14 protein-coding genes and 1 pseudogene are annotated in these 12092 nt (G+C 44.6%); 12 read left to right on the top strand and 3 right to left on the bottom strand.

The annotated features are described in order from the left end of the window. Positions 1 to 97: 97 nt before the first annotated feature. Together NNL21_RS25985 and NNL21_RS25980 are read right to left on the bottom strand one after the other, a co-directional pair. Positions 98 to 1003 carry an AraC family transcriptional regulator gene (locus NNL21_RS25985; RefSeq protein WP_204821261.1) on the bottom strand — a complete coding sequence of 302 codons (906 nt, stop codon included), beginning with the start codon at positions 1001 to 1003 and terminating at the stop codon, positions 98 to 100. A 229-nt stretch (positions 1004 to 1232) separates the two neighbouring features. Then, complete coding sequence (locus tag NNL21_RS25980; RefSeq protein ID WP_204821260.1) at positions 1233 to 1511, bottom strand: toxin-antitoxin system YwqK family antitoxin; 279 nt, start codon at positions 1509 to 1511, stop codon at positions 1233 to 1235. A gap of 155 nt (positions 1512 to 1666) precedes the next feature. Here NNL21_RS25980 and NNL21_RS25975 point away from each other — a divergent pair, with 155 nt between their 5' ends. The 3 genes from NNL21_RS25975 to NNL21_RS25965 all read left to right on the top strand — a co-directional run bounded on the left by NNL21_RS25975 (position 1667) and on the right by NNL21_RS25965 (position 3748). After that, positions 1667 to 2278: a DUF4304 domain-containing protein gene (locus NNL21_RS25975; protein WP_204821259.1), complete on the top strand. Its 612-nt coding sequence runs from the start codon at positions 1667 to 1669 to the stop codon at positions 2276 to 2278. 72 nt (positions 2279 to 2350) lie between these two features. Next, positions 2351 to 3049: a hypothetical protein gene (locus tag NNL21_RS25970; protein ID WP_204821258.1), complete on the top strand. Its 699-nt coding sequence runs from the start codon at positions 2351 to 2353 to the stop codon at positions 3047 to 3049. A 366-nt stretch (positions 3050 to 3415) separates the two neighbouring features. Further along, positions 3416 to 3748, top strand: coding sequence for a THUMP domain-containing protein (locus NNL21_RS25965; RefSeq protein WP_204821257.1), 333 nt, complete (start codon positions 3416 to 3418; stop codon positions 3746 to 3748). A gap of 103 nt (positions 3749 to 3851) precedes the next feature. Here the strand turns inward: NNL21_RS25965 and NNL21_RS25960 are convergent, their stop codons facing one another. Continuing rightward, positions 3852 to 4394, bottom strand: coding sequence for an NAD(P)H-dependent oxidoreductase (locus NNL21_RS25960; RefSeq protein ID WP_204821256.1), 543 nt, complete (start codon positions 4392 to 4394; stop codon positions 3852 to 3854). A 252-nt stretch (positions 4395 to 4646) separates the two neighbouring features. On the opposite strand from NNL21_RS25960, the gene NNL21_RS25955 reads away from it, so the two are divergent. The 9 genes and pseudogenes from NNL21_RS25955 to NNL21_RS25915 all read left to right on the top strand — a co-directional run bounded on the left by NNL21_RS25955 (position 4647) and on the right by NNL21_RS25915 (position 11849). Further along, a complete protein-coding gene (locus NNL21_RS25955; protein ID WP_204821255.1) occupies positions 4647 to 5012 on the top strand; it encodes a winged helix-turn-helix transcriptional regulator in 366 nt (121 codons plus the stop codon). 357 nt (positions 5013 to 5369) lie between these two features. Continuing rightward, positions 5370 to 5930: a pyridoxamine 5'-phosphate oxidase family protein gene (locus tag NNL21_RS25950; RefSeq protein WP_204821254.1), complete on the top strand. Its 561-nt coding sequence runs from the start codon at positions 5370 to 5372 to the stop codon at positions 5928 to 5930. Positions 5931 to 6215: 285 nt separating this feature from the next. Then, positions 6216 to 6689: pseudogene (locus NNL21_RS25945) on the top strand (MBL fold metallo-hydrolase); the annotation flags it as partial. Between the two features lie 320 nt (positions 6690 to 7009). Next, positions 7010 to 7432: a DoxX family protein gene (locus tag NNL21_RS25940; RefSeq protein WP_204821253.1), complete on the top strand. Its 423-nt coding sequence runs from the start codon at positions 7010 to 7012 to the stop codon at positions 7430 to 7432. Between the two features lie 74 nt (positions 7433 to 7506). Then, on the top strand, positions 7507 to 7836 hold the full coding sequence (locus NNL21_RS25935) for an ArsR/SmtB family transcription factor (RefSeq protein ID WP_204821252.1): 330 nt from the start codon (positions 7507 to 7509) through the stop codon (positions 7834 to 7836). Continuing rightward, positions 7833 to 8255: an SRPBCC family protein gene (locus tag NNL21_RS25930; RefSeq protein ID WP_204821251.1), complete on the top strand. Its 423-nt coding sequence runs from the start codon at positions 7833 to 7835 to the stop codon at positions 8253 to 8255. The genes NNL21_RS25935 and NNL21_RS25930 overlap by 4 nt, the downstream gene beginning before the upstream one ends. Positions 8256 to 8329: 74 nt before the next feature. After that, positions 8330 to 8923: a YdeI/OmpD-associated family protein gene (locus NNL21_RS25925; RefSeq protein WP_204821250.1), complete on the top strand. Its 594-nt coding sequence runs from the start codon at positions 8330 to 8332 to the stop codon at positions 8921 to 8923. Positions 8924 to 9491: 568 nt separating this feature from the next. After that, positions 9492 to 10253, top strand: coding sequence for a DUF3221 domain-containing protein (locus NNL21_RS25920; protein ID WP_204821249.1), 762 nt, complete (start codon positions 9492 to 9494; stop codon positions 10251 to 10253). Positions 10254 to 10688: 435 nt separating this feature from the next. Next, positions 10689 to 11849 carry an enolase C-terminal domain-like protein gene (locus NNL21_RS25915; protein ID WP_204821248.1) on the top strand — a complete coding sequence of 387 codons (1161 nt, stop codon included), beginning with the start codon at positions 10689 to 10691 and terminating at the stop codon, positions 11847 to 11849. Positions 11850 to 12092 lie beyond the last annotated feature (243 nt).

Here is a 12092-nt window from a genome sequence, read left to right as displayed (position 1 = left end):
TCTCTTGGATTTCTAAGGTTCGAGTCCAAGATATCACCTTAACCGTTTGCCCGTCAGTATGCGGCCGGACAGAATAGGTGGACAATTCCGACCATCTTTACCGAATGTTCATATGCGTGCGGTAATAGGCGCTGCGATATTCGCTGGGCGTCAGGTTTTCATGCTTTTTGAACAGCTTCATGAAGTATTTCTCGTCCTGAAAGCCGAGAGCATAGGCGATTTCCTTGATGCTGAGCGAGGTCTGGTACAGCATTGCCTTCGCCTTCGAAACTTTCAGACGGTGAATGTATTCCTGCATGTTCATTCCCGTCTTCAGCTTGAACAGGCGGGTCAAGTAGTCCTTGTTGTATTTGAATTCCAGCGCCACGTCCTGCACGGAAATGTTTTTGTCGGAATGGATTCGGATCCATTCCAGCATTTTATTCAGCTTCTTGTCTGCCGTATCCAGAATCGCCTCGTTTCCCCCGCGGGCATTATAGTCGGCTAGCGTCTGTTCGGACAGCTCAATCAACAGGGAAGTGACCGCGTAATCCATCCCATGTCGGGTCGTATAGCGGGACTCCATAATATGGAGAAGCTGGTGGAATAAAATATGAATCCGCTCCATTTCCAGAGGCGAGGAATGAAGCGGGATATAGGCGTATGCGCCCAATTCGTTAAAATAGGTGTTGGCGTTCAGCCTGTGCAAATCAGCCTGGAATTCTTTCTCGTCCAACAGGACATAGTCGGTTTGGCAATAAAAGTGAAGCCAATGAAAAGAGCAGTTCTTATCGGAGTAAGCATAGCCGCGATGGGGGGAATTCGGCGGAACGATCAGCGTTTGCTTCGGTCTCATCACATACTTGCCGCCGTCGATATCCATATAGACGGCATCTCGAATGCCAATCATAATCTCGAAGCTGTTATTCGTCCGCTGTTGGTGAATCCACTGGCGGTCGGCGGTAAAGCTGCCCGCGGACGCGAACATGACCGGCTGTTCAATGCTGAGCTTGACGATTTTCAAGGCGATTCTCAACTCCCGGAACGGTTTGTCGAGGTATGGCTATTAGACCAAACACTCAACCAGCTTTAACGATGGGTGCCTTATTGGAACATAAGGATAAATAAGAAGCAGTGAAAAAGAAGACTGGGTATAAAGATTATTCCGGGGGACTAGAACTTGTATGCAAATGGAGTCACGCATTGTGCGACATTCCGCAAAGGGTAAGGGATAGAATTTCCCTGTCAGTTAATTATTTATCACGAGTGGTAGTTTTGTGTTTATTGCCTTGGCTGTCATAGGTGACCCATTCACCAGTAGGCTCGCCCATGTCAAAATAACCTGAACGCTTTATTGTTCCATCGGGACGATACCATTCCCAATAGCCGTCTGGCTTATCATCAATCATTTTTCCCTTTGACCATATTGTTTTCCCGTTTGCATGGTACTTGATCGTACAGCCATCAATAACTTCCAGCTTCTTTTCCTTGACACCGTTTGGGTGTATCAAATCACATTTTTCATTTTCCATGACTTGCCTCCGATAATCAGTTTTTGTTAATTATATCACATTTCAATAATTATGATTTTTCACCAATAGTCTTTGAATATGTTAATACGAACGGGAGGATAGTGAGAAAGCTAGCGGATAAATGTTATAATATGGACAAAATAATAGGAGGGATCATGATGCAGCAGCTCTTTAACGAAATGATTAAGCAGGATGTAAAGCCGTTCCTTTCTAAGCGTGGCTTCACAAAGAAGAGTTTGAATTTCTATACGATAACAGAAAGCCTCATCTATATGTTCAATTTCCAGAAATCCTCAGGCAATGCAGCGGACAATGTAATGTTTTATGTGAACTGCGGTATTTATGCAGCGGAGTTGGCCCAGATACAATCGAGAGAGATTCTGACAGCACCCCAAGAAGCGGAGTGTCACTTCAGAGCAAGAATTGGGGAAATTGCCCAGTCTGTTCCAGATCGATTTTCAATCACTCCTGATACGAATATGGATGATTTAAGAAAAACGCTGCTAAATGGATTAGAAGAGGTTATTCACTTCTATGATACTATGATCAGTGCCAGATCCCTTGTTGATTATTACACTTCAGGCCCATATTTACATCTGGGCGAAGAGAGCTTTCATTTGCTATTACAATCCAATGATGTAGCAGCGGCTAATCATTATTTGAAGGCTTTGCGGGAAAAGTACGGAACAGAAAAGCGATGGACCATATTCGAAAATAAATACAGTGCCATCTTCAATAAATACGGAGTGGAATTTGATAAGCAATAAGTCAGCATAATGAACGTAAGTGAGAAATGATGTGGTGGCAAAAAAACTGAAAGTTTAGCAGGAGGGATTACAATGCTGTTGAAAGATACCGATCAACTGGACGATCTAAAGGATTTTCTAATCAACTGGTACGGAAGGTACGATAGCTCCTACGGTGTGCCAGTGGACGAGATACCAGCATATCTGCCAAAAGCGTTGCATGAATTATATGCGTTTGCAGGACGCTGGAAAGATGGTTCGGACGATCACCTCGAGAACTCTCCAGAGATATTTCAACAGCAGGATTGTCTTTATTCGGTGGAGCGACTGAAGAAGGATGGGGATAAGGTTACGTTTCTTGAGGAAAATCAAGCAAACTGGACTTGCCAAGTGGAGGCAGGCAACAACGATTCTCCTGTCTACTGCGATGAGCGCTTGCTATGGGATGACAATGCAGAGGGATATCTCATCGTTAATGACTCTTTATATCATTTTCTGAAAAGTTTTTGTTTACAGGAGGTTGTTTTTGGCTGCAAACATCTTTATCTAATAGAAGGAAAACTAGATCATATACAGATGTTATTTGATAAGCCGATGGAAGATGTGTGGACAAAGGGGTACTATATTAGCCCCAAAGAAGAGGGGCCTACTCATACATTTTACCAGAGCGGGGACATACTGGTCATGGAGCGCTATGGTGACTTTTGGTTAGGTTCTAACTGTGATTTGCCTGCAGCATTGAATGATGATGTCCTGTCTTCAATCAAACGGAGAAAGATTAAACCAGATTGAGTCGGTCACGAAAATCGTAAGTTCTTGAGATTTTTATCATCGTCAACAATATACCGATGGTGCAACAATTGATGAACTCTCTGATCAAGTTAGGTTAATGAATCGATCATGTATGATGTATTGGCATTATAAAGCAGACCAGAATGAACAGAGTCTCATCGAGTCGATAGGGATGGACCAGGTTGAAACTGGGCTCCATCCCGATGGATTCGTGAAGGCTTTCTTTTTTTCAATAGAGCACTTTAAATAATAAGGGTTATAACCCGCGAAATTAATATAATCAATTGATAAATTAAATTTGTTGATTCTAAGCATTTCTACAGCGGATGGTCACATACGGGACACTGTGTGATGATGGGATGTTTCATGGTTAAGAGAAAAGAGCACGCTTTTACGATTCCGGACCCTTATGCCGTATCGCGCATGGGGAGCGGTATCATGACTTCCAATTTAATCCAGCGCATAGTGAAGGACTGGCTGAACAAGCACGGCGGACATGCGGGTGGGCACTCGAGCCAGAAGCATGATTACGATTCGGACAGCAGCCGGTTCGGGATTGAACTGATGCTGTCGATTCTCGAAAACCGAAGCACGAAGCAAGCGATCAGGCAGATCATCAAGGAGTTGCAACGTTGCAAAGGGACGGTTCTGGTCGATGTCCAGGCTCAGGACGGCACGGAAGTGTTGATTAAATTGTAGGCGAAGCTTTCATTTACAGCAAGATCAAGAGCAAGATAACGATAATCAAGATTCTCACCACATCCGCCGCAGCCCCTAGTCTAAATTTCATCGGACACCCCAATCAATGGACGAGCAAGCTCGAAGAAGCATGGATATGTTCGACATATCTTTTAGCTTCTTGGGAGAGATAGGTATCGTTACCTAGAGAAGCAGCATCATAGGTAACAAAAGCAGGAAGATAAATTCCATTACATTTGGTAATCGTTCTTTGGATAGGTTTTAAAAATTCACTGATCGTGAACCAATTGTCTCCGCCCGCTCGATAGCAATTTTCCGGACCTCCCGTTGTTGTTGCAAGGATAAACTCTTTACCTTTCAAATAATAACCTTCCGGTCCAAAGGCCCAGCCATAAGTAAATACATCATCGAACCATTTTTTTAATAGTGACGGACAGCTATACCAGTAAAACGGAAATTGAAAAACTATCCGATCATAGGCTAAGAGCAATTGCTGCTCCTTATCCACGTCAATATTCCAATTCGGATACTCTCGATACAGGTCTCGGACATCGATGTTTGCATGATTACTAATCTCAAGCATGAAAGCTCGATTAGCCCGGGATGTCTCTAGATTCGGATGGGCGACGATCACCATAATGTTCATTTCATGATCCTCCTAGAATTTATCAAGTTAGGTTAGTTACACCTCCAATTATTGAGTCGAATTAAATTTTTGAAAAGTACGCTTTTTATTCATACTTAGTCTGGAAAAACGTACGATAAAGGCTGATTCATTGTAGCGGGGTAGTACGTTTCACCATACTAAGTACGATAATAAATAGTACTGTTGAAATTCGCTATACTTTGGTAAATTGGAGTAAGAGATTCGGATATTGCGTAGTCAGGAGTTGAACTCATGGATGCGGGTGTAAACCAATCGTATCGAAGACAAGGGATATTGACCACATTGCAAGTCATAGGGGGGAAATGGAAACCCTTGATATTATTTATTTTGATGAAGGAGGGAACCAAACGGTTCGGTGAAATGAGACGCTTGCTCCCCAATGTTACACAAGGTATGCTTACCAATCAGCTCCGTGAGTTGGAGCGGGATGAACTCATCGTTCGGAAAGTTTTTCAGACGATCCCTCCAAAAGTCGAATATTCGCTATCTGACCATGGAAGAACACTATGTTCTATTTTGACCGACATGTGCGGGTGGGGGTTCCACCATATCGAATATATGAACAACACTACTGTCATTCATGAAAGTAAACGGTAAACCGTAAAAAAAGGGCGGCTCCGTGGCCGTTAGGGGAAAGGCGAACCGTATCACAGATGCGAGTTGAGGTCATTTCACTAAGGGAAACGATAACTCAATAAAGACAAGATGTTGTTGATGGACGAATATTAGATATCGAGTTTTGTCGCTGCTATTAGCGGCTTTTTTGTTTAAACGATTATGACTAAACTAAGACGACAAGAACATGAAGAGACTTTGACAACGCATAAAATACGGCTTTTAGCCAAGCGCGAGATCTCGGCGGAAGCAAGCGATCCGCCCCGAATGCCTTAGTGCCGGCCGAGGCGGTGTTCACGCGTGAATTGAGCCAAATACAAGTTCATTGGAGGGATTCGAATGGGAAAACAATATCCGGCCATGCTCCCCGAGCACACGGCCTTTATCCGAAAGCAGCACCTGTTCTTTGTCGGAACGGCGCCCATGTCGCGAGATGGGCATGTCAATCTGTCGCCGAAGGGATATGATACGTTCCGGATTTTATCCGAGCGTCAGGTCGCATATTTGGATTTGACCGGGAGCGGCAATGAGACCAGTGCCCATCTCGAAGAGAACGGTCGAATAACGATCATGTTCTGCGCATTCCAGGGGCCGCCGAATATCCTGCGCCTGTACGGAACCGGAACGGTAGTTCTCCCGGAGGACAGTGAGTGGGAGCGGTTGTATGGAATGTTCGATCCGCTGCCCGGAGTCCGGCAGATTATTGCGGTCGATATACATAAAGTCCAGACGTCCTGCGGCTATTCGGTGCCGTTCATGTCGTACGAGAAGGAGAGGGACACGCTCCAGCGGTGGGCGGATCAAAAAGGTGAAGAAGGTCTGCACAGTTACTGGCAGGAAAAGAACATGAACAGCCTCGACCAATTGCCGACGTCACTAGGGAAACGCATTGGGACATAGCCGCCACCTGCTGCCATAGGATCAATTCGTGTGGTTAGCTCATATTAACGGATAGCCAGTGGGCATTATCGAATTAGCGGTACCGGCTGCACATAAAAAGACGATCTTTAACGTTGCGAATACAATTGTAACCGGCGAGGACCGGAATTACGTGCACGTACAGCCACGGATTATGGCGCGGTCGTCGGAGTTCATCGATTTCATACCGTGTCCACAACTTTTGACGGTAAAGTCGGGGTAGTAATTCCGCCGCATCGTACGCTAAGTCCGCGTCGGCGTAATTCGGCGAGGCACTTTTCAGGACGCAGTCTGTTTGACCGGGATTCGACTTTATTGCTCCTCATGAGTCATTATTAGTAACAAGAGCCGAGTGTATTTTAGCGGTGATAGTGGGTATGGTCCGCATTTTCAAGAGATTGGCGAAAATACGGCCCATTTGATTTGACACTCATGGAATGCGGTCAATACGACAAGCGTTGGGCTAATATTCATATGATGCCTGAGGAGACAATCCAGGCTCATCTGGATGTGAAGGGGAAATTGTTGCTTCCCATCCATTGGGCAGGATTTATGTTAGCCCTGCATGATTGGAAAGAGCCAATCGAACGTGTGACGAGAGCGGCTAAGGAAGCGCAAGTGAAAATCGTTACTCCCTCAATTGGGGAGTCACTAAGAATACCTTCATTTGAATCTCTGGTATATGAAAATGTTACTTGGTGGAAGAAAAAAAACAGCGGCATTTTGGTGCTGTTTTTTTAGAGATACATTGGGGAACGTACCCAAAGGCAGCCGGCCGATGATTGGCTGCCTTTTCTCATTAAAGTAAGGGCAGTTATCTAGAACCGAGTGACATTAAACATGCAGTCCTGACACGCAACAAAACTTAGCCATGATCATAAGCTTCGGTATTTATCGTACTGAGGCTATTGAACACGTTGAGTTTAAAATGTTGTTGACACGACACCGAACGGTGTCCTATAATCAAATCGACACCACATGGTGTCCAATCAGGAGTTAATCATTTTGAACGTTTGGGATCAGAATAAGTTACACTAAAAACAATTATGAGGAGGAAACAAATGAATAAGATTATCGGTGCGGAAGCAATCGCGAAAGTAGAAACCCAGCCCCAAGTAAAAATGATTGCTTATTGGACAGTCACATCACTACTCGCAGCAGCTGTTATGTTAAGTGGTATCGGGCAATTGATGCAATATGGGGGAAACCTCGAGTTAGTAACGAATCTTGGTTACCCTATATACGTCATGACCATTCTCGGAATTTGGAAAGTGCTTGGAGCCATCGCTCTCGTCGTGCCAGGTTTTCCTCGGCTTAAAGAATGGGTTCACGCTGGCATCTTCTTTTTAATGACTGGTGCGGCTTTATCTCATGCGTTTGCTAACGATTATGGTGATAGCGGTTTTCATATTATCCTTCCGCTTTCATATGCTGCACTAAATATCGCCGCGTGGGCGCTGCGTCCAAAGAGCCGCAAGCTTTAAGGATGTGGTGAATTTAACGGATGTCCCTTCGTTCAATCTACTCCAGAAATTAATAATTTTGGAGGGAGGATGCTATGAGTGAGAATAACCCATTGCGGGATGTGTTTGACGCGATTGCAGATCCAACTAGGCGCCGATTGATTCGTCTGTTAGCAGAGGCAGAGGAGGTACCACTTCATGAATTGTCGGCACAGTTTCAAATGGGCCGTACAGCGGTATCCAAGCATCTGACAATCCTTAAAGAAGCCGGACTGGTACTTGACCGAAAAGTCGGCAGAGAAACGCGATTTAGGCTCAACGCCTCTCCACTCAGAGAAGTGCAAGATTGGTTGGCTTTCTACAGTAAGTTCTGGAGTATGAATATGTTGCGCTTGAACCAGCTATTAGAGGAGGAAGAAGAATGAGTTTAACATTATCTATGGATTTTCAGTTCACGACATCAATCAAGAAGCTTTGGTCTGCCTTAACCGATTCCAGCAAGCTTGCCAAGTGGGTGGCCAATATCCATACTGGTCAAGCGATGGAAAATGATTTTAAGCCCGTCGTAGGACATCGGTTTCAGTTTCGCACTCAGCCGTCCGAATATTGGGATGGCATTATTGACGGCGAAGTGCTTATCGTGGACGAACCAAACCGGGTGTCCTATACTTGGGCCAGCGGAGGAGAGAAGCACACGGTCACCTGGACGCTCCAGGATTTAGGGGACGGAAAGGTTAACCTACATCTCGAACAAACCGGACTCTCAAATGCTCATGCACTCAATGGAGCCAAGTATGGATGGAGTAAATGGTGCGGCGAGCTTGAAAAGTTGTTGGAACAATAACCGCATTTTACAGAAGGAATTGAAGAAATTGAAAGTGATCATTCTTGACTATAGCCGATGAGGAGTGTTCCTTTATGACAACAAGTAGAATGAATCCTAAGGTTGATGGATTTTTAAGAATGGCTAAAAATTGGAAGGAGGAATTTGAGGAATTGAGAAAAATTGTTCTTGACTGTGAGCTGACCGAAGATATTAAATGGATGCATCCTTGTTACACGTTTCAGGGTAAAAACATCGTGTTAATACATGGGTTTAAAGATTACTGTGCGCTTCTGTTTCACAAAGGCGCCTTGTTGAAAGATGACCATGGGATCCTAATCCAACAAACGGAGAATGTACAGGCGGCTCGCCAAATTCGGTTCACCAGTGTTCAAGAAATAGATGAGATGCAGCTGATCTTGAAAGCTTATATTGATGAAGCCATTGAAGTTGAAAAAGCCGGCCTGCAAGTGGACTTTAAGAAGAATACAGAATACATCATTCCTGAAGAATTACAAAATAAATTCGTAGAAATTCCTGACTTGAAAACTGCTTTTGAAGCATTGACGCCGGGACGGCAAAATGCGTACATTTTTCATTTTTCTGAACCCAAACAATCCAAAACTCGAGAGTCAAGGATTGAAAAATATTTGCCGCATATTCTCAATGGAAAGGGATTAAAAGATTAATAGAAAAGTTGAAGATTAGGAGAAATAAGGGACGAAGTTAGCTTCTATCGCTATAATATAACGCAGCCAGATAAGGCTGCGTTTTTTGCGCGCGGTTATTACAAAAGCATCATCGGGCTGATGGTAGCTGCTCTTCCGGTAGGGCATGTTTGGGAGATTGCACAGCAAATAACTTAAAGATAGTATGCAATTTATCGCTGCTAAGGCGGTCTGTTGTTGTGATAACGGGCAGAAGAGTTGAAAAACACGATTCAATCACACATCACCGCAACCTTATTTGTTGGCCTGGCGTCTATACCGACAATAAGATAATCAGGAGGAACGGAATGTTCAAGCTCATACTGTGCTGCTCCGTGGTTGTGAGTATGTTGACGGGTTGTGGCGTTAAATCTAAACCTTCAATAGTAGTTACAAATATTCATGCAAATACAGAAATCGATATTGAAGATCATGTTGCCTTTGAACGCAAGTACCTTCCGATCGTTCAAGAGCGATAAAGGAGATCTTTTATGATGGCTCAAGGTTTGAAACATTCGGCGCTTACTATATTGATGACTCAGAGAAGAGTTTGAAGATCGTTTTTCTTCTGGACCAACCCGACGCAAATGAAGTGAAAAAACTGAAGGCCGTTTTGGAAGCTGAAATGGGCGATTACGTGGAGTTTCGTGTATCTAAGTACTCACAAGAAAAACGAAATGACATCCAGAATGAAATTTCCAGCACATTAGAAGGTATGGAACTCCGCGGTGGGTGGAGCGTTGGCTATGTTATGAAGAAACAAAAAGTAGTGGTCGAGGCCCATTTAACGGAACAGCAGAGAACACAATTAATAAATCATTATGGCGCGGATTTAGTTGAGGTCAAGATCAGTGGGGTAGTAACGGCAATGGTTGGGTATGTTGTTAAGGAAAAAGACGGAAAAATTCTCGTTGTGGACCCGAATGTTCAAGACTATGGTGCACAAGGAGGCGAGAAATTTCACTATAATGCATCATGGTATTCGAATGTGCCTCCTGGAATTAGGATTGGTCAGAAAATTGAAGTTAAAGTAATTGAAGGGCCTACAACTGCACAATACCCTGGAGATAACTCAGCAGAGGAAGTAATCATTATCCCAGGCATTCAACCAGACAACGCTAAACTATTGGAAGAAGAAGCTATTAGAAAAGCAATGGCTTCCAACGAGTATGAACAATCTATCGCGGCTGCAGATGGTTGGCTGCCGGTTATTAAAGAAGCAAAATATAACGATAAGCAATCGTCTTGGTCTGTAGTTTTCACAAATGAAAGTACGGATCAAGTAGTATCGATCCATGTTGAAGACAAATAATATGACTATACTTGCGCTTCCTTCAGGTCCGTCCATTTTTCTGTGTGAAACGGAATTGCACCAGGGAATGATGTCTGTCATTATAGGTTTGAAGCAGATGATATTCGGAAGCTAGATTTTGACTTCTTTGATCCCAGCGGGGATAAGTTGGTGGCACATGGCACTCCAAAGTTCGTTGAGTAGTGCCAAGTCCAGCGAACTCTGGGTGCCGTGGCAGCTGTTCCAGATTAGCACAACAAAGAAAGGTGCAGGATTGTTTGATCATTTCTCGAATAATCTAGGTATGGAGTATTGCGAAGTTCGGAGTTAATGAAGACAGACTTCCAAATTGATGAAGAATCTTCGTATCAAGTAACAGTATAAGTCTATAATATGGTATTCTACTTACGAATCTAATCGGGACATGAAACCGTCGAGTCGGTTATGGAGGATCCTATGAACATTACAGGTATACAATCTGATTGGAAAGTGGAAAAAATTGAATTCGCCAAGTTAACGGGAGAACGAGCCAGAAGCGCAGGGGCCAATGGCCGTATCGGCATTCATGGCAAAAGCTGCACAGTGGATATCGCCAGAATTACGATCGATGGGCAAACGGGTTACGGCAGCTCGATTCATATGACGCCGGAATGGGCCGAAAACCTAATAGGCCGCCGATTGCTTGACTTATTCGACGACCGGGGCAGACTGCGCGGAGCATATCGTTTGCAATTGGAATATCCAATTTTCGATTGGTTAGGGCAGAGACAAGGCATACCAGTGTATGACTTGGTGTCGGGTGCCCACATGGAAAGGGGAGTCCCATTGGTTGTCCCCTGCTATGATACCTCTCTATACTTCGACGATTTACATTTGCCCGATGAGAGAACCGCGGTCGCGTTGATGCAAGAAGAAGCGATACAAGGTTACGCGAAGGGCCAGCGTCATTTTAAGATTAAGGTTGGCCGAGGCGGACGCCATATGCCACTCTGGGAAGGGACGAAACGAGATATCGCGATCGTACGTGGGATCTCGGAAGTAGCAGGTCCCACAGGCAAGATCATGATCGATGCGAATAATGCATATAATTTGAACTTAACCAAAGAGGTCTTGGCGGCTTTGGCGGATGTGAATCTCTATTGGCTGGAAGAAGCGTTCCATGAGGATGAAGCCTTGTACGAGGACCTGAAGGAATGGCTCCGGCAGCGTGGGCAGAATGTGCTTATCGCGGATGGGGAAGGGCTTGCCTCACCGCATCTTATTGAGTGGGCGACTCGCGGCCGTGTCGATGTGCTGCAGTACGATATCATCTGGCCCGGCTTCACGCATTGGTTGGAATTAGGCGAGAAGTTGGATGCGCATGGTTTGCGGTCTGCGCCTCATTGTTACGGCAATGCTTATGGCATTTACGCGTCGGGACATTTGTCAGCCGCGGTGCGGAACTTCGAATTTGTGGAATACGACGACATTACAATTGAAGGAATGGATGTATCTGGGTATCGAATCGAAAACGGAGAGATTCATATTCCAGCCACGCCGGGTTTCGGAATCGTCTTCGACGATGAACTTGTAACAAACCTTATAAAGCGATCCGGCTGGTCCCGGATAAGCCGATAATAAGCCAGAGAATTGAACGATTGCCTCATTGCTTGATTGTTTGAGAAAAGTTTCGGAAGCCAAGAACTTTGTCGCATAACAAGCCGCTTAATTAGCGGCTTTTTCTTATTATGGGATCAAGTTCTTGTCATCACTTGGTGTCAAGAACTTTGTCCCATTCCCGTTTTGTGACAAGAACATTGTCCCATTCCCGACGGCATCAACCAGAGTGGGGGAAGGGGGATTAAGCTAACGGACACTTAA

The sequence above is a fragment of the Paenibacillus mendelii genome (assembly GCF_024498075.1).
GTDB classification, from domain to species: Bacteria; Bacillota; Bacilli; order Paenibacillales; family Paenibacillaceae; genus Paenibacillus_Z; species Paenibacillus_Z mendelii.
The sequence above is the reverse complement of the archived record's forward strand: the minus strand, read 5'-3'. Positions and strand labels throughout refer to the sequence as shown.